At 61.4% G+C, this 23,144-nt stretch carries 22 protein-coding genes; 11 read left to right on the top strand and 11 right to left on the bottom strand.

The window, feature by feature from the left end:
* The first annotated feature begins 137 nt into the window (after window positions 1-137).
* Window positions 138-395, top strand: a complete 258-nt coding sequence (locus ACR65T_RS10090; RefSeq protein ID WP_434496352.1) for a hypothetical protein — start codon at window positions 138-140, stop codon at window positions 393-395.
* A 269-nt stretch (window positions 396-664) separates the two neighbouring features.
* Here ACR65T_RS10090 and ACR65T_RS10085 read toward each other — a convergent pair whose 3' ends face one another.
* The 3 genes from ACR65T_RS10085 to ACR65T_RS10075 all read right to left on the bottom strand — a co-directional run bounded on the left by ACR65T_RS10085 (window position 665) and on the right by ACR65T_RS10075 (window position 2,686).
* Window positions 665-892 carry an FmdB family zinc ribbon protein gene (locus ACR65T_RS10085; RefSeq protein WP_434496351.1) on the bottom strand — a complete coding sequence of 76 codons (228 nt, stop codon included), beginning with the start codon at window positions 890-892 and terminating at the stop codon, window positions 665-667.
* Window positions 893-997: 105 nt separating this feature from the next.
* The gene (gene cobS, locus ACR65T_RS10080; protein WP_014890856.1) at window positions 998-1,996 is read right to left on the bottom strand and encodes a cobaltochelatase subunit CobS; all 999 of its coding nucleotides are present in this window, start codon (window positions 1,994-1,996) and stop codon (window positions 998-1,000) included.
* A 93-nt stretch (window positions 1,997-2,089) separates the two neighbouring features.
* On the bottom strand, window positions 2,090-2,686 hold the full coding sequence (locus ACR65T_RS10075) for a J domain-containing protein (protein ID WP_434496350.1): 597 nt from the start codon (window positions 2,684-2,686) through the stop codon (window positions 2,090-2,092).
* A gap of 85 nt (window positions 2,687-2,771) precedes the next feature.
* On the opposite strand from ACR65T_RS10075, the gene ACR65T_RS10070 reads away from it, so the two are divergent.
* The gene (locus ACR65T_RS10070; protein ID WP_026222596.1) at window positions 2,772-3,068 is read left to right on the top strand and encodes a BolA family protein; all 297 of its coding nucleotides are present in this window, start codon (window positions 2,772-2,774) and stop codon (window positions 3,066-3,068) included.
* 5 nt (window positions 3,069-3,073) lie between these two features.
* Here the strand turns inward: ACR65T_RS10070 and ACR65T_RS10065 are convergent, their stop codons facing one another.
* The gene (locus ACR65T_RS10065) at window positions 3,074-3,391 is read right to left on the bottom strand and encodes a DUF6156 family protein (protein WP_434496349.1); all 318 of its coding nucleotides are present in this window, start codon (window positions 3,389-3,391) and stop codon (window positions 3,074-3,076) included.
* 177 nt (window positions 3,392-3,568) lie between these two features.
* Here ACR65T_RS10065 and ACR65T_RS10060 point away from each other — a divergent pair, with 177 nt between their 5' ends.
* Complete coding sequence (locus ACR65T_RS10060) at window positions 3,569-4,750, top strand: phosphoserine transaminase (protein ID WP_434496348.1); 1,182 nt, start codon at window positions 3,569-3,571, stop codon at window positions 4,748-4,750.
* An 18-nt stretch (window positions 4,751-4,768) separates the two neighbouring features.
* Here ACR65T_RS10060 and ACR65T_RS10055 read toward each other — a convergent pair whose 3' ends face one another.
* Together ACR65T_RS10055 and ACR65T_RS10050 are read right to left on the bottom strand one after the other, a co-directional pair.
* Window positions 4,769-5,179, bottom strand: a complete 411-nt coding sequence (locus ACR65T_RS10055; RefSeq protein ID WP_434496347.1) for a PIN domain-containing protein — start codon at window positions 5,177-5,179, stop codon at window positions 4,769-4,771.
* 9 nt (window positions 5,180-5,188) lie between these two features.
* Window positions 5,189-5,446: an antitoxin gene (locus ACR65T_RS10050; RefSeq protein ID WP_434496346.1), complete on the bottom strand. Its 258-nt coding sequence runs from the start codon at window positions 5,444-5,446 to the stop codon at window positions 5,189-5,191.
* Between the two features lie 159 nt (window positions 5,447-5,605).
* Here ACR65T_RS10050 and serA point away from each other — a divergent pair, with 159 nt between their 5' ends.
* Both serA and ACR65T_RS10040 read left to right on the top strand, forming a co-directional pair.
* Window positions 5,606-7,192 (top strand): phosphoglycerate dehydrogenase, encoded by a 1,587-nt coding sequence (gene serA, locus ACR65T_RS10045; RefSeq protein ID WP_434496359.1) that lies wholly within the window; start codon window positions 5,606-5,608, stop codon window positions 7,190-7,192.
* 204 nt (window positions 7,193-7,396) lie between these two features.
* Window positions 7,397-8,026: a L,D-transpeptidase gene (locus tag ACR65T_RS10040; RefSeq protein ID WP_434496345.1), complete on the top strand. Its 630-nt coding sequence runs from the start codon at window positions 7,397-7,399 to the stop codon at window positions 8,024-8,026.
* A gap of 74 nt (window positions 8,027-8,100) precedes the next feature.
* On the opposite strand, the gene ACR65T_RS10035 is transcribed toward ACR65T_RS10040, so the two are convergent.
* From ACR65T_RS10035 to ACR65T_RS10015, 5 genes are all read right to left on the bottom strand, one after another.
* Entirely contained in the window at window positions 8,101-8,475 is a 375-nt protein-coding gene (locus tag ACR65T_RS10035; protein ID WP_434496344.1) for a gamma-butyrobetaine hydroxylase-like domain-containing protein, read from the bottom strand.
* 105 nt (window positions 8,476-8,580) lie between these two features.
* The gene (locus ACR65T_RS10030) at window positions 8,581-10,446 is read right to left on the bottom strand and encodes an extracellular solute-binding protein (RefSeq protein WP_434496343.1); all 1,866 of its coding nucleotides are present in this window, start codon (window positions 10,444-10,446) and stop codon (window positions 8,581-8,583) included.
* Window positions 10,447-10,652: 206 nt separating this feature from the next.
* Complete coding sequence (locus tag ACR65T_RS10025) at window positions 10,653-13,055, bottom strand: TonB-dependent receptor family protein (protein WP_434496342.1); 2,403 nt, start codon at window positions 13,053-13,055, stop codon at window positions 10,653-10,655.
* Window positions 13,056-13,086: 31 nt separating this feature from the next.
* Window positions 13,087-14,265: an MbnH family di-heme enzyme gene (locus ACR65T_RS10020; RefSeq protein ID WP_434496341.1), complete on the bottom strand. Its 1,179-nt coding sequence runs from the start codon at window positions 14,263-14,265 to the stop codon at window positions 13,087-13,089.
* On the bottom strand, window positions 14,262-15,341 hold the full coding sequence (locus ACR65T_RS10015) for an MbnP family copper-binding protein (RefSeq protein WP_434496340.1): 1,080 nt from the start codon (window positions 15,339-15,341) through the stop codon (window positions 14,262-14,264). The genes ACR65T_RS10020 and ACR65T_RS10015 overlap by 4 nt, the downstream gene beginning before the upstream one ends.
* A 1,453-nt stretch (window positions 15,342-16,794) precedes the next feature.
* Between ACR65T_RS10015 and ACR65T_RS10010 the strand changes: the two genes are divergently transcribed.
* The 6 genes from ACR65T_RS10010 (at window position 16,795) to ACR65T_RS09985 (ending at window position 23,104) form a co-directional block, all read left to right on the top strand.
* Window positions 16,795-17,634, top strand: coding sequence for a methanobactin precursor domain-containing sigma factor (locus ACR65T_RS10010; RefSeq protein WP_434496339.1), 840 nt, complete (start codon window positions 16,795-16,797; stop codon window positions 17,632-17,634).
* A 78-nt stretch (window positions 17,635-17,712) separates the two neighbouring features.
* Window positions 17,713-18,540, top strand: coding sequence for a methanobactin biosynthesis protein MbnB (gene mbnB, locus ACR65T_RS10005; RefSeq protein ID WP_434496338.1), 828 nt, complete (start codon window positions 17,713-17,715; stop codon window positions 18,538-18,540).
* Window positions 18,518-19,099, top strand: a complete 582-nt coding sequence (gene mbnC / locus ACR65T_RS10000) for a methanobactin biosynthesis protein MbnC (RefSeq protein ID WP_434496337.1) — start codon at window positions 18,518-18,520, stop codon at window positions 19,097-19,099. Before mbnB ends, mbnC begins: the two co-directional genes overlap by 23 nt.
* Window positions 19,096-20,397: a methanobactin export MATE transporter MbnM gene (gene mbnM, locus ACR65T_RS09995; protein ID WP_434496336.1), complete on the top strand. Its 1,302-nt coding sequence runs from the start codon at window positions 19,096-19,098 to the stop codon at window positions 20,395-20,397. Before mbnC ends, mbnM begins: the two co-directional genes overlap by 4 nt.
* Window positions 20,394-22,040 carry a methanobactin biosynthesis FAD monooxygenase MbnF gene (gene mbnF, locus ACR65T_RS09990; RefSeq protein ID WP_434496335.1) on the top strand — a complete coding sequence of 549 codons (1,647 nt, stop codon included), beginning with the start codon at window positions 20,394-20,396 and terminating at the stop codon, window positions 22,038-22,040. Before mbnM ends, mbnF begins: the two co-directional genes overlap by 4 nt.
* Window positions 22,041-22,096: 56 nt before the next feature.
* Complete coding sequence (locus tag ACR65T_RS09985) at window positions 22,097-23,104, top strand: sulfotransferase family protein (protein ID WP_434496334.1); 1,008 nt, start codon at window positions 22,097-22,099, stop codon at window positions 23,102-23,104.
* Window positions 23,105-23,144 lie beyond the last annotated feature (40 nt).

The following is a 23,144-nucleotide window of genomic DNA, read 5'->3' as shown; positions in this document are numbered from 1 at the left end:
CAAGTCGATAGGCAGGCAAGTCGATAGGCAGGCAAGTCGATAGGCAGGCAAGTCGATAGGCAGGCAAGTCGATAGGCAGGCAAGTCGATAGGCAGGCAAGTCGATAGGCAGGCAAGTCGATAGGCAGGCAAGTCGACATGTACGCGAAAAAGCCGCGCAGCCTGGCCGCGCGGCTTTTTTTCGCTCGAGATTATCAGCCGAGGTGCGAAATCATCGGAGCGACCAGGACCACGGTCAAAATCGCGGCGATGGCGCCGACAACCCAAATCATGCCCTTTAAACGCGAAGAGGCTGCGGTGTTCATGCTCATTTTGTCTCTTTACATGGACATGCCTGCGAAGAAATTACATAAGCCGCCGGCAGGAATGCCCAAAAAACCTGCAGCCTATTCCTGATATTTAAGCGTAAAAACGGGCTTTGCAAGCCAGTTTGAACGTAAAGACCGCCTAGGAGCAGCGAATCGAAACAGTATTTTTTGCTACTCATAATTTAGGAAAAACTTCGAACCCCTAGCGTATACAGGGCGAAGAGGCGGCTAGCGGATGCAAGATCATTGGCGAATGTGGACCAATTGACGCATGTTCTAAAAACGTGCGCGGCCGAAGCGTTGACCTCGGTCGACGGCGAAACGCCGGCGCAGTCCGATCGCCACGGGCGCGGCCTGTCACAATTTGCGTTCCTGCTTGCTGAAATTCGAAAGGTCGCCTTCCGCCGCGGCCCGCTGGCGCCATGATTTCGCGATGGCCGGATATTTGATTTCCTTGCTGATGCGCGACACCTGCTGCTGCAGTTTCTCGCTCCCGCAGGAGGGACAGGCCGGGGTGTCCGACGCGCGCACCAAAAGCTCGAATTCGGCGGAACAGGCGTCACAGACATAGGCGTAAAGCGGCATTGGGGCCTCGCGTCAGTTGGCGTTCACGGAACGCCCTCGCGCGTGCAATTTTCGTTCCGCCCGCACTCTTTGCGCGGTCATAGTCGCCCGCAAACGCCGCTGCGCCTATGTCATCACCACATTCACGGCGCTTTCCGGCAGCTCCTTGCCGAAGCAGCGCTGATAGAATTCGGCGACGAGCGGACGCTCGAGCTCGTCGCATTTGTTCAAAAAAGTCATCCGGAAGGCGAAGCCGATGTCTCCGAAAATCTCGGCGTTCTCCGCCCAGGTGATCACCGTGCGCGGACTCATCACCGTCGAAAGGTCGCCGGCCATGAAGGCGTTGCGGGTGAGGTCGGCGACGCGCACCATCTTATTGGCGACGTCGCGGCCTTCCTTCGTCGCGCCATAGGATTTCGCCTTGGCGAGCACGATATTGGTCTCGGCGTCATGCGGCAGGTAATTCAGCGTCGCGACGATCGACCAGCGGTCCATCTGCGCCTGGTTGATCTGCTGCGTGCCGTGGTAGAGGCCCGACGTGTCGCCCAGCCCCACCGTGTTGGCGGTCGCGAACAGACGGAACGCCGGATGCGGCCGGATGACGCGGTTCTGATCGAGCAGCGTCAGGCGGCCGGAGACTTCGAGCACCCGCTGGATCACGAACATCACGTCGGGCCGCCCGGCGTCATATTCGTCGAAACACAACGCGACGCAGTGCTGCACCGCCCAGGGCAGGATGCCGTCGCGAAACTCGGTGACCTGCTTGCCGTCCTTCAGGACGATGGCGTCCTTGCCGACAAGGTCGATGCGCGAGATGTGGCTGTCGAGATTGACGCGAACGAAGGGCCAATTGAGCCGCGCCGCCACCTGCTCGATATGCGTCGACTTTCCCGTGCCGTGATAGCCGGTCACCATCACACGCCGATTCCTGGCGAAGCCGGCGAGAATGGCGAGCGTCGTCTGCCGATCGAAGAGGTAGTCCGGGTCAAGGTCCGGCACATGTTCGTTGCGCTCGGAAAAGGCGGGAACCTCCATATCGGAATCGATTCCGAACACCTGGCGCACCGAGATCTTCATGTCCGGCGTGCTCTCGAGGCCCGTTGCGGCGTATTCTACAGCGACCAAAATGCGTCCTCCTTGCGCGGACCGTTTCGTCCCCGCATGATTGCGCCGAAGATGTCTGCGCCGGCGCGGAAAAGCGCCGCGCGCGACGAGCGCTCAGACCAGCCGGGCGGCCCTCAGCGTCTTATAGGCATGGATGATTTCCCGCAATTTTTCCTCGCGCGAGCGGTCGCCGCCATTGGCGTCGGGATGGTGGCGCTTGACGAGTTCCTTGTAGCGGGCGCGGATCGTCACGGCGTCCGCCGTCTCCTCAAGCCCCATGGCGACGAACGCCCTGATCGTCACTGGCGAATGATGCGGACCGCGGCGCTCGGCGGGCTGAGGACGGCGAAAGCGCTGGCGATAGACGCCAAGCGGATCGGCCGCCGTCATCGTGTCCTCGCGAAAACCCGCCTGTCCGCGCTTCGTCCCCATGGACCATGTCGGCCGGTGCCCGACTGTCGCGTCCTTCATGTAACGGGCGACTGAAGCGTCATCCATGCCGTTGAAATAATTGTATGTGGCGTTGTATTCCCGGACATGTTCGAGGCAGAAGCAGAGATACTGCCCTTCACGCAACCGGCCCATTGGCGCGCGGTGGGCGCCCTCCGCCTCACAGCCGGGAGAATCGCAGCGCGTCACGGTCTCGCGCCGAGTTTCGCGCGGCTCGCGCTTGGTTCGGATGCGGTCGAAGAGGGGCGAATTCAGGTCCATTTCATTCCATTATGATGGCGCCGCAGCGCGCCGCAAGCGCAACCAAGCGCCAATGTGCTAAATCGGCGTCGACCGGGAGATAAACATGACGGATCAGGGTAAAGGCGTCGTCAAGACGCGCATCGCACAGAAACTCACCCAAGCCCTCGCGCCAGCGGCGCTCAACGTGATCGACGAATCGCACAGCCACGCGGGGCATGGGCATCACCATCCCGACGGCGAAACCCACTTCAGAGTGGAGGTGGTGAGCGCGGCTTTCGAGGGCAAGAGCTTGATCGAGCGGCACCGTCTCGTCAATGCGCTTCTCTCCGACGAGTTGGCCGACCGCGTTCACGCTCTGGCGATCAGCGCCAAAACGCCGCACGAGGCCGCGCCCGTTTAAGGCCGTCAACTGCGCAGCGGGGCGCCGTCAGCGCCGCAGTCGATCTCGGAAACGTCCTCGCCCATGGCGATGCGGGCGCGCGCCAGCGCGCCGTCGACGCCATAGGAATAATCGTGGCGCAGCTCCACTTCGCCATAGACGAGCTTCTCGCAACTGACGATCTTGCCCTCGGCGTCATAAGTCGCACGAAAATACGTGTTGCGGTTCTTAAGCTCGCTCGCCTCGAGCGGCCCCAGGAGCTTCAATGGCAAGCGCACCCCGGAATAGGAGAGAAAATACCGGCATTCTTCTTCATTAGGCGCTTCATGAATCTCCGACATCATCGCTCTCCCTCGTTCCCGGCGTTTCTTCAAACGACGCCGCGCAAGCTGGTACGAGAAAATCGCGCCAACTGATGGCTCCCCCAGTGCGCGGCTGAAGCCCGCGGCTCTTGACGGTCGGCTGGGCTGCGCGTAGCGCGGACGGCGGCGGCGCTGCGCCGCCGTGGAGAGGGCTGCATCATGGCCGCCGTCGACAAAGTGACGAAACCCGCCGCCAAGCCGGCCAATCCCTGCTTTTCCTCCGGCCCCTGCGCCAAGCGCCCGGGATGGGCGCTGGCACATCTCGCCGGGGCGGCGCTCGGCCGCTCCCATCGCTCGAAGGCCGGCAAAGAGAAACTGGCGCAGGCCATCGCGCTGACGCGGGAGACGCTGCGCGTTCCTGCAGATTACCGCATCGGCATCGTGCCGGCCTCCGACACCGGCGCCGTGGAGATCGCGCTCTGGTCGCTTCTCGGCCCCAGGGGCGTCGATGTCGTCGCTTGGGAGAGCTTCTCGAAAGACTGGGTCAATGATGTCCTGAACCAGTTGAAGATCGAACAAGCGCGAAGCCTCGCCGCGCCCTATGGCGAATTGCCGGATCTGTCGCAGATCGACTTCGACAATGACGTCGTTTTCGCCTGGAACGGCACGACGTCGGGCGTGCGCGCGCCGAACGCCGATTTCATTCCGGCGGACCGTAAGGGCCTGACGATTTGCGACGCGACGTCGGCGGCCTTCGCGCAACCGCTCGACTTCGCCAAGCTCGATGTGACGACCTATAGCTGGCAAAAGGTTCTCGGCGGCGAGGCCGCGCATGGCATGTTGATTCTCTCGCCGCGCGCCGTCGAGCGGCTCGAGAGCTATGCGCCGCCCTGGCCGATGCCGAAGATTTTCCGGCTGACGAAACAGGGGAAGCTGAACGAGGGGATTTTCCGGGGCGAGACGATCAACACGCCCTCGCTTCTCGCGGTCGAAGATTATCTCGACGCGCTGTCCTGGGCGCAATCGATCGGCGGGCTCGAGGCGCTATTCGCGCGCTCTGACGCCAATGCGCAGGCGGTCGGCGACTGGGTTGAAAAGACGCCCTGGGTCGACTTCCTCGCCAAGGATCCGGCGACTCGCTCCAACACCAGCGTCTGCCTCATCTTCTCCGCAGAGAGCGGCGCCACAGACGCCGAGGCGCAGGCGACGCTCGCCAAGAAGATGGTTACGATGATTGAACAGGAGGGCGCGGGCTATGATTTCGGCGCCTATCGCGACGCGCCGCCGGGCTTTCGCATCTGGTGCGGCGCGACGGTGGAAACCGCCGACGTGGCGCTGCTGACCAAATGGCTCGATTGGGCCTATGCGCAGGCTTGCGCCGACGCCGCGCAAGCGGGGTGAGAGATCGGCGCCGCCTCGCTATGAATCGCTCCAGTCCGTCACGATGAGGTTCGGGATCCGTTCAAACTCACGGCGGTTTGTCGTCACCAGTACAGCCCGCCGTCGACGCGCCTGCGCAGCGATCAGATAATCGAACGGCCCGATAGGCGTTCCGCGCTCCTCCAGGAAGGCTCTGATGTCGCCGGCTTCGCGCGCATCTTCGCCGTCGAAGGCCGGGAGATCAAAGCCAGCAGAAAGAAACTCGTCCAAGAGCGCGCGCGCTTGTTCGGGACGTTGGCTCTTTGCGATGCCGTAGGCGAGTTCGAAAATGACGAGAGCTGGAACGATCAGAGACGTTCCAGCTCTAAGTTCCGCATCAAGTCTTTCGCCGACCCGCGGCTTTCTCTTGTTCAGAGCGAAAATAACGACATTGGTATCGAGGCAAAACATCGACGCGGGTCAATCGAACGAGATCGACTCATCGGGCGCGAGCGGCGAATCTTCCGGCAGCCCGGCCGGCAAGAAATCTTCCGCACCCATGGCGTTCAATCTCGCGCGCCACGCATCGACGTCGAACGCCGGGGCCTCGATCGGCTCCAGAATGACTTTATTGCCGACCTTGCTGACGCGCACTTCCGCGCCCGGCATCCGAAATTCCTTGGGAAGCCGAACGGCTTGGCTGCGGCCGTGCTTGAATAATTTCGCAGTGGCGGTCATGCGGCCTCTTATGATATCTACATTTGATAGATACCAAATTTTTCGATCGTTTTCCAGCCCTTCTTCGGTCGCCGCCAAAATCTAGATTGCGTTCAGCTCAAGCGGGCTTTCACATTGAGACGCCCAATGCCGCTCATTCGTTTTTTGCAGGATGATCCCATGCCGCCGCGCGTTCTCATCTCGGATTCTCTTTCGCCCGCCGCCGCACAGATTTTCCGCCTGCGCGGCCTCGACGTCGATTTCGAACCGACGCTGGGAAAGGACAAGGACAAGCTTGCCGCCGCGATCGCCGACTATGACGGACTCGCGATCCGTTCGGCGACGAAGGTGACCGCCGATATCTTTGCGCGGGCTCCACGGCTCAAGGTCGTCGGCCGCGCCGGCATCGGCGTCGACAATGTCGATGTCGCCGCCGCCACCGCGCGCGGCGTCATCGTCATGAACACGCCCTTCGGCAATTCCATCACCACCGCCGAACACGCCATCGCGCTGATGTTCGCCTTGGCGCGCGAAATTCCCGCCGCCGACGCCTCGACCCAGGCCGGCAAATGGGAAAAGAACCGCTTCATGGGCGTCGAGATCACCGGCAAGACGCTTGGCGTCGTCGGCTGCGGCAATATCGGCGCGAATGTCGCCGAACGCGCGCTCGGCCTGAAGATGCGCGTGATCGCCTTCGATCCTTATCTCACTCAAGAGCGCGCCGAAGAGCTTGGCGCCGAAAAGGTCGACCTCGACGAACTCTTGGCAAGAGCCGACTTCATCACGTTGCATACGCCGCTCACGCCGCAGACGAAGAATATCCTCTCGGCGGAAAACCTCGCCAAGACATGCAAGGGCGTGCGCATTATCAATTGCGCGCGCGGCGGGCTGGTCGACGAAGACGCGCTGCGCAAAGCCCTCGACGACGGCCATGTCGCCGGCGCCGCCTTCGACGTGTTCGCGCAGGAGCCGGCGACCGAAAACCCGTTGTTCGGGCATCCGCACGTCGTCTGCACGCCGCATCTCGGCGCTTCGACGAGCGAGGCGCAGGAAAAGGTCGCGCTGCAGATCGCCGAGCAGATGGCGGATTATCTCACCAGAGGCGCGATCGCCAACGCGGTGAATTTCCCCTCGATCAGCGCCGAAGAGGCGCCGCGGCTGAAGCCCTTCGTCGAACTCGCCGAAAAGCTCGGTCTCTTCGTGGGTCAGGTCGCCGTCGCCGGCATCGACATATTGTCGATCGTCTACGAAGGCGCCGTCGCGTTGCAGAAGACGCGGCCGATCTCGGCGGCTGCGATCTCGGGACTGCTTCGACCCATTCTCGAAGACGTCAATCCGGTGTCGGCGCCGATCCTCGCCAAGGAGCGCGGCCTGGCCATTGAGGAAATCACCCGCGAGGCGCAAGGCGACTATGAATCCCTTGTCACGCTCAGCGCGCATACCGCGCAGGGCGAAATTTGCGTTTCGGGGACGGTTTTCCACGACGGCAAGCCGCGCATTATCGGCATCGGCGACATTGGCGTCGACGCCGAATTCGCGCCGTCGATGATCTATCTGACGAATGAAGACAGGCCTGGATTCATTGGCAGATTCGCCGGTGTGCTCGGCGAAGCCGAGGTCAATATCGCCACGTTCGCGCTAGGCCGCGACAGGCCCGGCGGCGGCGCCGTCGCGCTCGTCGCCATCGACGGCGAACTGCCGCCGCAGGCGCTCACCGCCCTGAAAAGCCTGCCCGGCGTCAAACAGGCGACGACGCTTAAATTCTGAGTAACGCTCTTTGTTGATAATTCGTCGGCGCGCGGCGGCAGTGTTGCAAGTCTGCCACTATGCCGGAAGAAACGCGGCTCGTCCTGAGTTTCGCGCGTCGGCCCGCTTGCTTGCGCGAACGGCCTGCGGGAGTAATCATCAGCGCGTCTGCGTCACAAATTCGGGTCGGCGCGACGTCAGCCCACACTTGGACAAGGGAAAACCATGCGGCGTCTCGCTTTTGCACTGATTTGCGCATTCGGCGCGCTCGGCGCCCTTTCGTCTCCAGTATCCGCGCGCAGCCCTGCCCCGCAGCCGGCCCCGGCGCCGGCGCCGGTCGTCGACCCTTTCACCGCGCTATTCGGCGGCGGCTCCTTCGCCCCGCAAACCAGCGACGGGCGTCCGCAGGCGGTCGCCGTTCCGCGCGAGACCGTCGCCTTCGACGCCAGATATGCGCCCGGCACGGTGATCATCGCCACCAATGAGCGTCGACTCTATTATGTGCTCGGCAATGGCCAAGCGATCCGCTACGGCGTCGGCGTCGGCCGCCCGGGATTCGAATGGGCCGGCACGCGTTACATCGCCCATAAGCGCGAGTGGCCGGACTGGACGCCGCCGGCGCAGATGCTGCGCCGCCGCCCCGACCTGCCGAGGCATATGGTGGGCGGACTGAGCAACCCGCTCGGCGCGCGCGCCATGTATCTCTCCGGCACGCTCTACCGCATCCATGGCTCGAACGAGCCCTGGACGATCGGTCAGGCCGTGTCGTCGGGCTGCATCCGCATGACCAATGACGACGTCGTCGACCTCTACAACCGCGTCAAGGTTGGCACTCGCGTGGTCGTGACGCGATAAGAATTCTACGGCGACGTTTAATCGGCCGGCGCTCGCGTCGGCCGATTCATTTTGCAGGACTATTTTTTGAAGAATTATTTTTCTCCAGGCCGGTCGCGATCGAGCCCCTTCGCTGCAAGCTCTTCGAGATAGGACGAGAACCGCTCCGCTGCCGTCTCGCCAAGCTCGCGCAGATACCGCCACGTGTAGATTCCAGTGCGATGCATGTCGTCGAAGTCGAGCCGCACGGCGTAATTGCCGACCGGCGCGACCACGATGATCGCGACATTGCGCTTGCCGCCGACGGTCTTGCGCTCCTTCGTAGAATGGCCCTGCACTTCCGCGCTCGGACTCTGCGTGCGCAACAGCTCGGCGCTGAGCGCGAATTGCGCGCCATCGTCGAACGAGACGTTCAGCATCCGTCCGCCTTCCGAGAGGCGCAGTTCAGTTGGCCAGGGCTCCTGCCCCATGTGCGTCTCCAGGACGTTTTGTTGGCGCGAGGCAATTTGCGGGCCGAGCTCTGGCCATCTCCTAAGATCTCTATCGCCTTCGCGCGAAGAGCGCCAACACGATCCTCACTGAGGGCGAGCTTTCTCGCGCCACCAGCTCTCCAAAGTGAAGCCGAAGGGAAACATCGGAAAAAGCGGCGTGTGCGCAGGATGGCGGATCGCGGCGCGATGCGCGCACCAGATGGCGTTCACGTGCTGCAAAGGCACGAAATAGAATCCGGAGAGCAGTATGCGATCGAGCGCACGCGCCGCCCAAATGCTGTCCGCCTTCGTCCGGGACGCGAGCAGATTGTCGATCGCGGCGTCGAGCGCCGGCGAAGCGGCTCCGGCGAGATTAAACGAATTTTTCCGGTTGAGACTTTCCGTGCTCCACCGGTTCAACTGCTCCTGACCGGGAACAGCGTACGCCAGCCATTGCCCGGTCATCATGTCATATTCGAAACGCAGTCGCCGGCGCTGGTACTGGACTTCGTCATATAAGCGCGGATTGGCTTCGATGCCGATACGCTTCAACGAAGCGGCGAAATTGAGCGCAAGCCGCTCTTCATCGCGATCGCGAATCATGATCTCGAATATGACGGGAACGCCATTCTTCTGGAGGCGTCCGTCGACCAGGACGTAGCCGGCGTCGGCCAGAAGCGTTTGCGCGCGCTTCGCGACCGTGCGATCGCGCCCCGAACCGTCGTGCTGAACAGGTCGCCAACGCCCCTCGAGAATGTCGTCGCGAACGACGCCCGGAAAATTCGCAAGAAAGCCGCGCTCGGCGTCGCTCGCAGGACGCCCCGTCGAGGCATAGTCCGACTCGCCGAAGTAACTCTCCGTGCGCGTATAGAGTCCGCCGTAGAAATTGGCGTTGATCCACTCGAAGTCATACATCATGGCGATGGCTTCGCGCAGCCGCACGTCGCGAAATATGGCTTTGCGCAGATTGAAGACGAAACCTTCCATCCCCGTCGGTCGGCCGGGGCGCAGGGCTTCCTTCACAATGGCGCCGTTGCGAACGGCGGGGAAATCATAACCCGTCGACCAACGCGCGGCGCTCGTCTCCTCGCGATAGTCGATCAGCCCCGCCTTCAACGCCTCAAACAGCGCGGCCTCGTCGCGATAGTAATCCAGGTCGATTTCATCGAAATTATAGAGCCCGCTCTGGCTCGGAATGTCGCGGCCCCAATAGTCTGGGTCGCGGCGCAGGACGAGACGTTCGCCGACTTTCGCCTCGGAAATCACATAAGGGCCCGAGCCGAGCGGGATCGTCATGTCGACATCGTCGAAGCGCTCCACATTGGTCGCCTTCTTCGACAGAACCGGCATGGCGGCGAGAATGAGCGGCGCTTCGCGATCCGTGACGCCGGTCAGATCGAAACTCACGGCATGGTCGTCGAGAGCGACGGCGGACTTCACCAAAGCGAAAATCACGCGATGGTTCGGCCGACCTTTCGATTTCAGCAGTTCGAAGGAGAATAGAACGTCAGACGCGAGAATCGGCGTTTTGTCGGAAAAGCGCGCCCGAGGGTCGAGGTGAAATGTGACGTGTTCGCGCGCGTCGTCGATATCGACGGACCGCGCGATCAGCGGATAAAGCGAATAGGGTTCGTCCTGCGATCGGGTCATCAGGCTTTGCACGACGTTGCCGATGACGAGCTGCGGCGCATCGCTGAACCTGGCGTTGAACGGATTGAGACTTGCGAATCCCCCGCGCTTGCCGAGCCGCAGCGCGCCGCCTTTCGGCGCGTGGGGATAGGCATAGGGAAAATGAGCGAAATCCTTCGGCAACGCAGGTTCGCCATAGAGCGCGAGACCATGCGTGACGGGAGCGTTTGAAAGATTTTCCGCAAGCGCCCAAGCGGGCAACAAGACCGCGACGGCGTGGAAGAGCGCCGCAATACCCGCGGCGACGATCATGCGCCCAATTGCTTGCCCAACGCTAAGCATTGCATCGCCTCCTTCGCCAAATTGGCGTGCTGAAGCTATTCGGCTCGGGCAGTCTCCAATTTTACGAACTGCTGATCGTTGTCGCCGCATTGCGCGGCGCATGACGGGTTCAAAAGGATGTCGCGGTTGCGAGCGTTTTCGAAGCTTGGTTGAAAATCGCTCGCCTGGCGGGCGCCGCCCCAAAGAGGGGGCGACGCCCGATCGCATCAGAACTTGAGTTTGACGCCTCCCGTGAAAGCGCGCGGTTGGCCGGCGATGATGCCGGCGCCTTGCGCCGTCACCAGGCCGCCTGTCGGCCAGACCAGCGGCGTTTGTATCGGGCCGGCAAGGAGCGAGTTGGCCACCACGAATGCGCCGGCGACATAGGTTCGATTGAAGATATTCGAGACCTCGAAAAAGAGCTCGATGTTCTTGACATAGAAGTTGTCCAAGTCGTGATTATAGTGCGCGTTTAGATTGATCAGGCTGTAGCTCGGCAGAGTGGTGAAATTGGCGTTGTCGATCGTATAATTGCTCTTGAAAATATATTCGGCGTAAGCGCCGAGACCCGAGAGATCGCCGTAGGGCTGATCATATCCCAGACGCATCGTCACAGTATGCGGCGGCACGTTGGGAATTCTGTTGCCGGCGCGATTATATAAGACGGCTCGCCCTGCGACGTTTCCCAGATCATCCCAATAATTGGTGAAGAACTGATTGTTGAACGTATAGGCCGCGATCAGCCGCCATCCCTCAAAGGGCCGCCAATCGGCGTTGAGTTCCACGCCGCGGTGGAGACTGGAGGGAATATTTTGCGAATAGCTGGTGAGCCCATTGTTCAACGTCAGAATCTCGTTGCGATGCCATTCGTTGAAACCGGTTACGCTGAAATTGAGGGTGGGGCTCGGCGTCCAGTCGATCCCGAGATCGACGCCCATATTGGTCTGGGCCTTCAGGGGATTTTGTCCGAATCCGCTTCGGGTAGTGGTGAGGAACACGAATGTCGGCGTGCTGTAGCCCGTCGCATAGCGCGCCCTCACTTGCCATTCGGGGCTATAGCGATAAGTGAGCGACGCTTCCGGCGCCGTGTTCCAATAGTCATTGTCGACGGCGATCTGAGTCGGAAATCTGGGCGCCAGATTGGCGGGGTAGTTATAGGCGGTGCTGACGCCCCAAACGCGATTCCAGTTGGCGCTGAACCCCACGACGCCAGTCAGGCCCGGAGCGAGCGCAATCTCTTCACGCGCGCGCAGACCAATGTTTGAAGTATAGTAGTCAAACTTGCCGACCTGCGCGCCGATTGCGCCGCTGTACCAAGTATTGGCGATCTGATTAAAGAGCGGATTGGTGGTTTTGGCGTTGCTGTAGAAGAACTGGAGAAAATGTGTCGCCGGAAATCCAAAGATCGGAATGTGACTGGTAATGTCGGTCTGCGCGGTGATGCCCACCGTTGGTCCCCTTAAGGCGACCGGGCCGCCCTGGCCGCCGGGGCCAATTATCGGCGGCGGCCAAGTTCCACTGATGTTATCGAGATAGTCGTACGTGAATTGCGATCGCCAGGTGGTGGCGTTGTTGAAGTCGTGCTCGAACTGAACGCCGCCGATCTGTCTGAGAGAGTGTTGATGAGTGCCAAGCTGCCAGACGCTTTGGCGAGTGGTCGCGCCCGATATGCCATTCGCCGGCACATTCAGATTGTTGCATAAGTTGAGGTTCAGGGGGACAGCGGTGGAGCAGCCATAATTTTGTTGAAATGGATTGAGGTAGAACACATTGATATTTTCTCGGTTGATGAACTCCGATCTCAAGTTGTTGGCGATGTATTTCACGATAACACGATCGGTAGGGGTCACGTCCCATCTGCCGAGAAGCTTGGCTTGTTTGCCTGAGAAAGAATTGCGGGCATAGCCGCTGCTATTGGCGTCGGAGGCAAAAAACGACAGATCGAAGGCGCCGAGCGTGCTGTCCTTCACAGCCTTGCCGACGCGCACGTAATTGTTGACGTAGCCGAAGCTGCCAAATTCCGAACCTGTATGGACGCCGTCGATTTCGGCGCCTGAGAAGGAACGGAAATTGATCGCGCCGCCGTAGGCGTAATTGCCGAAAAGCGCCGACGAAGGACCACGATAGACGTCGACGGCGGCAAAAGCGTGCGGATCGAGCAGGTCGGTGCGGCCATTGCCGTCGGCCGTTGTGATCGGGAACCCGTCTTCGTACAGCATGATGTTGCGGATGCCAGTTGGAAACCCGACACCAGTCCGATTGCCGGAGCCGCGAATCGAAATAAACAGATCGCGCGCATTATTGCCTTGCTGTATGGAGACGCCGGGGCTGTATTCCAACACCCTGCGGACATCCGCTAGCGGCGTCGGCTTGAGGAACTTGGTGTTGACGATTGTCATCGTTTCGCCGGGCGGGTCCCGATAGATCGGCAGTTTCGCGCGGGCGGCGCTAAAGCCTGGCGCGATTCCTTCTTCGCCCGCCGTCGATTCCCGGACGGCGGGAGGCCTGACCGGCGCGGCGCCGATCGTGATCTGGGGCAGCGCCTGTTGCGCATGGACAATGGGCGCGGAGGACACAAGAGCGAGAGCGCTGAGCGCCGCGCCATGCATCAATTTCGACCGAGAGCGCATCTTCTTTTCTTTCCTAATTCGGGGTTGAAACTCATTGAGCAGGCGCACGCGTTGATCCGCTTGCGGTCGACGCCGGTTTCCACGGATCGGCGAAGCGAGGAGATGTCAGCAAGGAGTCGTCGGTCAGCGTTTTCAGAAAGGCGATCAGATCGCTCTTTTCCTGGGGCGACAGATCGATCGGGACGATCAACGCGCTTTTGTTCGGGTTGTACCGACCGTCGCCCTTGAGAGGACCGCTCGTGACATTGCGTCCGCCCGCCGCGTAAATGTCGATCACATCCTCGAGCGTCGCGGCGCTGCCGTCGTGCATATAGGGCGCGGTGACAGCGATATTGCGCAGGCTCGGCGCGCGAAACGCCCCCATCTCGGCGGGATTATGCGTGTTCTCGAAAACGCCGCGATTGGGCTCCGGATAGGCGCCTTTGCCGTCGAGATCATAGAGTCCCGTGTTGTGAAACGGCGTCTCGATCTCGCGCGTTTTGGCGTGATAGAACTGATCGTCGAAATTCACGCTGCCATGGCAATGATGGCATTCGGCCTTCTCGCCGAAGAAGAGATCCTTGCCGCGCGTCTCTTCCGGAGAGAGCGTCGCTTTGCCTTCAAGATAGAGATCATATTTCGAGGACGCCGAGACGACGCCGCGCTCAAAGGCGGAGATCGCCTTGATGACATTGCCGAAGCTGATTGGATCCGCCTCGCCGGGAAAAGCCGCCGCAAAGTCGCGGCGATAATCTGCGTCACTGTCGAAACGCGCGAGGATCTCTTTGCGGTTCTTGTCATTGACGCCCATCTCGATCGGCTCTTCGCCAAACAGCGGGCCTTCCATCTGCCTTTCCAGGGTCACCATCGCCGGATTCGCCCAGGTGAGCGTGGCGCGCCAGGCGGCGTTGGCGATGCTGGGCGAATTGCGCGGCGTATGCTCGCCCGTGGCGCCGACGGCGACCGGGCGACCATCAGTGAACGCCAGGCGCTGCTCGTGGCACGAGGCGCAACTCTCCTTGCCGTTTCCCGACAATCGCGGGTCGTAGAACAGCTTGCGCCCGAGCTGAAAGCGCGCCTCCGACATTGCGTTGTCTGCTGGAACCCGTGGCGGCGGCATGAACTCGGGCAAGGTCCAGCGCCACGATTCCGCGCTCGGGGCCGTGTCGCCTTGCGCGCCGCCCGCGAACAGAGTTGCGGCGAAGAGGAGGATGAGAGTTTCGCACTTCATTTCGCCACCTCCGCGCGGAAAATCTTCGTCGACACGCCGGAGGACTGGCCGGCGTCATTGGCGTCGGGCGCGGTTTCCTTGAGCCGAAGCCCGAGATTTTCGAACATCGGCGCGCATTCGGGATCGGCCGGGCCGCTCATGCAGCCGGTGGAGAACCCCTGGTCTTTTCCAAGATCGATGCCGGCGAAGAGCTGCTTCAGATCGAGCACGACGCGCTGCCGCCCCGAATCGAAGGACGCGAGTTTCACGGGAATGCGATTTGGATTGGCGCAGGAGGTGATGTCGCCTTTTGTCGCGTCGCCGCGACAGCCCGTCGAACCAAGGTGCAGCATCCAGGTCGAGACTGTGATCGTCCCATCCGAGTTGACGCGCAGCGGCGCCGCCTTGGGCGCGTCGGCCATCGCCGGCGCGCCGCCGTCGGACTTGTCGCCGGACTTGTCGCCTTGCGCGCCGGCGACATTCGCTGCGTCCGCCGGGCTTTTCGGCTTGAGCGGCGGACGGGTCACGCCCCCCTCTGGATCAACTTCGATCTTTATGAATTTGCGGCCAGCCTGCCAATTCCAGGTCATCGACTGAAGATCGAGCGGCGCGGGCGCGGTGGCGAAATTCGAGTGGTTGAGAATGACGTCCTTGCCGTCCTTGTCCTTGACGACGCTGGGAACGCCAATGACGAAGCTGAACCCTTTGTAGCGGCCGCGCGGCGCCGATCCCTTGATCGTGTCGTTGACGTCGGCGCTCCCGACGCATTTGCCAGTCTTGTTTTCGAAATCGAGCAGGGCAAGGTTGGCGTATTGCCAGTCGTTTTGTTCGAGTTCGATGGGAACTTCATGGCCGGCGGCGTCGATCAGCGCCGGCGCGGCGATGTAGAACCTGGCGTCGTGGAGCTGCGCCGGCCGTCCGCCGGTTCCGAGCCCGGCGATGTCGTGGCCGCATTCGACCGGCTGATCGCCCGCCGCAAGCGCAAAGCGTATCGCAACCGGCTGTCTTTCGCTCGCGTCGGGTTTGTTGGCGGCATGCGCGACGCTAATCGCGGCAAGCCCGCCGATGGCGACGGCAAATCGGTTGAATGCGCTCATGATTACTCTCCTGTCGGCGACGAGCATTGAGATTTGTCTTGGCCGCGCGCAGCCGGCGACGACCGGCGGCGCGTGTGAAAACACGCGCGGCGCACATCAAACGCGAGGGATTGGCGAGTGAGGTCGAGGACCCGGCAGCCGGCCGCTAACGCGCTCTCTTAGGAGAGAAGCGACGGGGGTGCGCGAGAGAGCCTGTTTCTGGGCCACTGCGTGGTCGGCGGCGCGATATCGCGCTCTTCCGGCCAAAGAGGCGGAGTCTCAGACAAGGGCGCCAGCACGAGAACGACGGCGGACAGGAGAACCTTTGCTCCGAGGTCGTCGCTTCGGTCGCTGAGAAAGCAAGCCATGCAGTGCATGTGCTGAACGTGCGGAGCCTTACCGTCGCCATTGGCTTGGTCGGCGCAAAGCTCGTTCGCCATCGCTACGGGAGAGCTTAGGAACGCGCCGAATTCGCCGCCGTGGCGGCCGTGGGGAAAAATAAGACCCAAAGCTTGTTGAAACAGCAGACAAGCGACGGCGGCCGCCACAATCGGACGCATGAATCGCCGCATTTGTTTCTTGTCTTGCCGCATAGGGAATTCTGAGTGCACAAGGATTAACTTGTCAACGATGGTTATCGCCCAACTTTTGCAATATTTTGAACTGTTGCGCTGCAGCCACACTTGGTCTTTGCAATTTCGCTTTGTCTTTCAATTGACGGGCGCGAAGAGGCCGTGCGCTCCGACATCACTCCAAATGGCGGCGCGACCGCCGGCGCAGAGTCTCTCGCACAGACCCTTTCGTCCGTAATGAAGATCCTGTGGCGGCTTGAGACAGTGAAGCGGGCTTGCCGACCGTTTCCGTTTGTCGACGCGTCTTCGCCCTATCGGACCTCGATCGTTCCGCCATGCGCGCGTCGTATAAGGAGTTTCCGTATTGCCGCGCGCGAGTTTCGCGCCTATGATCCGCGTACCGTAGGCAATGGTTGGCGGCAATCCATGCTCGTTCGGCTCATTCTTTTCATTGCGATCTTGCTGCAAGCCGCTGGCGTTTCGACTGTCGCCGCGCGCGCTCAATCTCACTCTCCGTCGTTCCGGGCCGTTGTCTGCAAAAGCGACGCGATTCCCGCGGCGCCTCACGCGCCGGGCGATGACGACGGCTCTTGCTCGGACTGCATCGCGTGCTGCAACGCTCAGCCGCAGATCTTCTGCGTCTATGATCAGGTTGCGCGCCTGTCCTTTCCAACGGCGCGAATCAGCGTTCTCGCTCTTCCGATCCTTCCCGTTTCCCGATCGCCGTCGGCAACGCCGCCGGCGCGCGCCTCCCCCGTCTAAAGACACGGCCGTACATCCGCGCGTTCGGAAGCAATGACGTCCCCGCGGATCGAAACCGCGCATCGCCGATGCCCCTGCGGCCGCTCGGCGTGATGCGTTTTGGATAATCGGCGCGCTTGGAGACAAGCGGGGAGGCGCTGATGCAGAAGTCCCATGAGACGATCGACCGACTATTTCGAAGCCATCATCGCGATCTGATAACGCGGGCGCGCCGCGTGATCGGCTCGGGAGACGCCGAAGACCTAGTCCAGGAAGCCTATCTCAAAATGCTGGAAAGCGACCGCGGCGAACTGATTTCGAATGCGCGCGGCTATGTGTCGAAGATGACGTGCACGCTCGCGATCGACAATCTTCGAAGGCAAAGAACGCACGCTCGAGCGCTTGCCGAAGACGGCGCATGGTTCCAGTCGCCCGCTCAAGACACGCAAATCACCTCGGCCCTCGACGCATTTGGCCTGGCGCGCGACGTTCAAGCAGCCCTGGCGCGTCTGCCGCGATGCTGTCGTCAGATATTCCTGATGAGCCGGATTCTGGGTTTCAGCCATTCGGAGATCGCGCAGGAACTCGGCGTTTCCTTGAGGACGGTCAATCGCAGCCTGGGTCGGGCGCTCGAGCATTTCGATCGCGCCTTCGATGTTCCGCGGCCGAACGACCCCGTGAGCGCTCCGCCTCTCAAGGCGGCGGCTTCGCCGCGCGAGTTCTTGGCGGCGCCATCGGACGCGCCGTCGGTCGCCCGGGATGCGACGGACATAACAATCCCCCCGGCCCGAAAAAAATCTCGTCGCATGCTGTCCGATTTTTGCGGGCCCGCTCGTCATACCATTCGGGTTCCGCGTTCTGCGGAGCCCGTCTGGACTTTCCAGACGAACTCAAAAGGGGAGGCCCCTATGACCATCCGTATCGCCAAGCGCATTACGCTCAATGTTATCGGCCGCGCCGGCGCCATGTGCGCTTCGACCTGCGCCGCCACGAACGGCTAAGGACGATCAGTTTGCGCCGTCGGCCCCCGGCCAGCGGCGCAAGCGACGTCAGGCGCGGCAAGACGAGGGCGACAATAGATGCGGCTTGGCTTCAATTTCACGCTCGGCGACACCTATGACATGGTTCAGAGGCTGCTCGCGGAAGGGCATATAGACTACTGCGAATTTCTGATCGACAATTTTTTCTGCGTCGATCCGGAGGAACTGTCCAAGGCGTTCGATTGTCCGATCGGATTGCATATTATGTATTCAAAGTTTCTAGAAGCCGATCGGCCGACGCTGGTCGATTTTGCGGCGCGGCTTCGAGACTACATCGATGTGCTGAACCCGATGTACGTCTCCGACCACATTCTGCGCTTCACTCATGAAGGGCGCGCTTTTTTTCACTTGGGTGAAATCGACTATTCCGCCGAATATGAATCTGTCCGCGACAGGGTCGTCGCCTGGCAGGAAATCGTCGGACAACGCATCCATTTTGAAAATTATCCCTCCATCATGGACGGGGGGAGAGAGGCGCCCGCCTTCTTCGAGCGCCTGATGAAAGAAACCGGCGCCGGCGTGCTGTTCGACGCATCCAACGCCGTTTGCTCCCACCGCAATTGCGGGACGCCGTTCGAAGCCTGGCGTAACGTCATCGCCGAGGCCCAACATTTCCATGTCGCGGGCTACAGGCATTCCCTGGTCGAGCCTTTCATCTCGCTGGACACTCACGCAGAGGCTCTGGCGCCGGACACGCTCGCCTTCCTTAAAGATTTCCGATCGGTCTTCGACAAGCCCGGCGCAACAATGACCTATGAGCGCGACGACCGGATCGAATTTGACGATGTCGTCGCCGATCTGAAGTTGTTGCGAGAGCTGTTCGGCCAACCGGAAGAAAGGCGTCATGATCTTGCTCTCTCTGCCTAGTCGGACTGATCGCGATCTCTACCCGGCGCTGATGTCGCCGGAACTGAACGCAAAATATCCTACGGACCAGAAGGCCTTCGTGCGGATCGACGTGAGCCTGCGCATGTATTGGCACACGCTCTTCGACATCTGCCCCGAACTGTTGGAGCTTTCCGGTCTCGACGGGATGTCGATCTTCCGGCCCTTCATGGCCTGGGCCGGAGAGAAGAAGCTCGCCTTTGACTGGTCCTATTATTTGTGGGTCTACGCTTGGCTGCGCCAATCGCCGTTCAAAGAGCGGTTGCTCGCCGACGACAAATATCTGCGGTCGGTCATGGCGGCGTCGGCCGCGCGTTGGGCGATCCTCGATCGCGGCAGAGATTGCGGAATCGTCATCGGATGCGCAGACACGACGAATCTTGTCATCGGCTGGAAATGCCGCAGCGTTCGTTTGGGACGCGAGATCGAACTTATCGAACCCGAGGAGCCGCTGCCGGCGCCTCCGGATGTTTTCGGCTACTTTACGCTGCAGTCCTTCGAACTTGACATCTTTCCGGGGTGGCAGAGCCTGGCGCGATGACAAGCGCGCCGCTGTGGCGCGGATACTGGCACCTATTCGCCAGCACTTCCGCGGCCGCCTTTATTATGCAAATCGATCTCGCCATGGTCGCGAGACTGGGCGGCCGCGCGTCGGGAGCCTATGCGATTCTGATGCGCATCGCGTTGCTCGATGTCGCCCTCACCATCGCTTGCGCCGCCGTTGCGGCGATTGCGCTCGGCCATGCGCAAAAGAATGGCGAGACCGCCGAGGCAATCGAAAAGACTTGCGCGCTCTCCCTCGCGCTTGGCGCCGCGACGGCGATTTTCGGCTTCTTCGCCTATCCGATCTTTCTTGACGCCCTGATGGGGAACGCCGCGGCCGCTCCCTATATCGGCGCCCCTATCGTTTGGCTCGTTGCCGGCACGCCTTTTCGCGTTCTTTCGAATACGCAAGGATTCTTGTTGCACGCCCTCGGACGCGGCGGCTCGGCGCTCACATGGAAACTCGTGGAAATTCCCGTGAAAGCCGGGGCCAACGTCCTTTTCATGCAGGCCCTCGGCTTTGGTTTCGCGGGATGTTTTCTCGCGAGCTGCATCGTTTCGGCCGTCGCTTCGCTTTGGCTGTGGAGTCGGCTGGAAGCGCATGGCGCGCGTAGAATACGCGTCCCGGAAATCGCGTTCATCCGCTCTTTTCTAAGCGGAACGTTTTGGGAAGCGTTGCGCGTGCTTTCCCCGCGGGCGGCGATGCTCTTGACGCTGGCCCTCTTTTCGCTCCCCTGGCAGAACGGCGCCAACGGCCAGCGTCTCGACTCATTTGCCGCCGCCCAAACTTTCATGCTGTTTGTGCTTGGTCCGCTGATTACGCTGACGCGCTTTCTCGCCATCCGCCTTCCGGCGAAAGCTCACGGCGACTGGACGCCGGCGCTCGCGCCAGTGGTGCGGGTCGGCGCGCCAATCACACTGGCCGCCGCAGTCATACTGCTGTTCGGGCGCGATTGGATCGGCGCGGCCCTTTACCGCCAAGATGGAGCCTGGTGGTCCGTATTCGTCGCCTGCCTGGCGCTCTCCCTGCCAATCCGCTTCGTCGGCAGTATCGTCCGAGGACTGACGCTCGCGCAGAGCTCATTCGCAGAACTGACCTCTGTCGATGTGCTTGCGCAGTGGTTCATCGCGCCGCTGTTCATTCTATTTGGACTCGCCGTGAACCGTCCGGAGATCGCCTATCAATCTCTCATCTGGCCTGAAGCCCTCGCCGTTTTCTTGATCTGGCTTAACCTTCGATCCGCGCCCGAGGAGCCGGCTGGCGTCTCGTTGCGCTTGAAAGGACGTGTCCAATGAGCATGGAACGAATCCCTGTTCTCATTGTCGGCGCCGGCTATGCCGGTCTGTCTGCGGCGACCCTCCTCGCCTGGCGCGGCGTTCCCTGCATCCTCGTGGAGCGACGCGCGTCAACGTCGCCGCTTCCGAAAGCGCATGGGCTGAACCGGCGCAGCATGGAGGTTCTGCGCGTCGTCGACGGCCTGGAGGATGCGCTGTTCGCAGCAAGCCGCACCGGCGCAAACGATACAACGGTCATCATTGCGGAGACCGTTACGGGTCCGGCGATTGAGACGCTGGTGACCAAGATGTCGCTTGATGCGACTCGCGTGTCGCCGAGCAAGATATGCACGGCCGGCCAGGACCGGGTCGAGCCCGTGCTGCTGCGCTTCGCCCGCGAGAACGGCGCCGACGTCAGATTTTCGACGGCGCTGGCGCGCTTCTCCCAAGGAGAGGATGGCGTTGAAGCGATTTTGCGCGACGAGGCGTCGGGACGAGAAACCACCGTTCTCGCCGACTACATGGTCGCCGCCGACGGCGCCGGCGGGACGATCCGCGACGCCGGCGGCGTGAAAATGGAAGGCCCGGGAGTGATCGCGGATGCGATGTCGGTGCTGTTCGAGGCCGATCTCGGCGCAATTCTGCAAAGAGACGGGTTTGCTCTCTATTATTTTCGCAACAAGGCGTTCAGCGGCGCCTTCGTCACTTGCGACGAGCCCAATCGCGGCCAGATCAACATAGAATATGATTCCTCCCGCGATCAGGCATCCGATTTCGACGAAGAACGATGCCGAGAACTGGTTCGACAATCTCTTGGCGTCCCTGATCTCGCGGTCAAGATTCTCGACGTTCGTCCTTGGCGGATGGCCGCACTTCTTGCCGATCGCATGTCCTTTGGCCGTGTGTTTCTTGCCGGCGACGCCGCGCATATCGTGCCGCCGGTCGGCGGCTTGGGGGGACAAACCGCGATCCAGGACGCCGCGGACCTAGCTTGGAAGCTGGCGCTTGTCGTGAAGAGCCATGCCGCTCCCACGCTGCTCGATACCTATCAGATTGAGCGCAAGCCCGTGGCGCGAATCGCGATCGCAAGAGCCTTCGCCAATTACGTTGAGCGTCTCCTGCCCGATCGTCAGGAACTGCGCATTCGGGAAGACGAATACGGCCTTGGCGAAACCGCGATCGGCTATCGGTATCGCTCCGACGCGATCATCGCCGACGAAATCGACGACGGCGCAGCAGTCGAAGACCCTCTTCACCCGAGCGGCGCGCCGGGAACGCGCCTCGCGCATGTCTGGTTGCGGCGCGGCGATGAGACGATCTCCTCTCACGATCTGATCGGACGCGATTTCATGCTTTTTACCGGCCCCGATGGCGGCGAGTGGATTGAAGCGGCGCAGCACATAGCCCTGCGTTCGAAAGCCCCGCTTGGCGTCTGCCGCCTTGGGTTAGACGTCCATGATCCCGAAGGGCTGTTTCTACCGCGCCTGCGCGTTTCGCCTGAAGGCGCGCTCCTCGTGCGGCCAGACGGATTCATCTGCTGGCGTTCGCGAGGCCGAAGCCCCGATCCGCTCGCGACACTCGATGCGAGTTTTGCACGCGTGCGCGGTTTCGATACGCGCCAATCCAGCGGCAGTCTCAAGGCTACGCTCGTCGACGCAACCTAGCCCGCAACCTTGTCATCCTGCTCCAAAGAAAAATCTTCGCAAAGGAGAGTGGTCGAATGTCCATCCTTTCGCCGGAACTCCACGCGCCCTCCCAGCCGGAGCCGATTCCCGCGGTTGATCCGAAGCGGCTCGAAACGATCCAGGCCCCCTACCAGGACTTCAACCGGCTGTCGCGGGCCAGCAGCGCTCTGGAGACCCTGCCCCTTCGGGCGAAGCGTCAATTCCGCTCCTATTATTTTTTCAATCCGCCAAAATGGCGGGTGTGGGCGCGGACCCTCGGCTCCAGCCAACGCATGGCGCCGTCCTTCGCATCGATCGGCGCGGTGCGCTCCGGCACGTCTTTTCTCTCTTCCTATATTTTCCAGCATCCGCACGTCGTGCTGCCGCTGTCGAAGGAAATCTCCTTCACGGACACGATGCGCGAACTCATGGCGCATTTTCCGACGCTCGCGGCGCAAAGGGCGGCGGAGCGGCGAAACGGCGGCGCGATCACCGGCTACTGCACGCCGGTCATGCCTAATCCCCTCTGGATTTTTTTGGCCCGGTCGATGTTTCCAGACATGCGCATCATCTGCGTTCTGCGCGATCCGGTGGAGCGCACCTTTTCGCACTGGCGATGGGATCAGAAGCGTTTCAGCCGCAAGATCCAGGATCCGCATTGGAAGGGCTTTCCGGATTTCGAAACCTTGATCGAGGCCGAAAAGGCGACGATACGCGGCGGCGGCATGGAGCCGCACGCGTTTTCGGGCGCGCGCGCCGGCTATTTGCGGCACAGCATCTACGCGCCCTTTCTGCGCCTGCTGTTCGAAAAATTCGGCAGAGACCGCGTTTTCATCGTCGATGCGGCGGAATTTTTTCGAGATCCGCGATCGACCGCGAAGGAAATTTACGCCTTTCTTGGCCTTCCCAAAGTCGAGCCGCTCGTGATCGAAGAGCAAAATCCGGGTCCGCCCGGAACGCTCGATGACGGCGTTCGGGCGAATTTGGCCGAGTTTTTCCGGCCCTACAATGAAGAACTCTACGCGCTTCTAGACAAGGACTTCGGCTGGGGCGCCGCCCGATAAGAGGCCACATCCCGCGGCGAACGTCTCCTTGCTTCTAGTC

The sequence above is a fragment of the Methylocystis sp. genome (assembly GCF_051061285.1).
In the GTDB taxonomy this organism is placed as follows: domain Bacteria; phylum Pseudomonadota; class Alphaproteobacteria; order Rhizobiales; family Beijerinckiaceae; genus Methylocystis.
The sequence above is the reverse complement of the archived record's forward strand: the minus strand, read 5'-3'. Positions and strand labels throughout refer to the sequence as shown.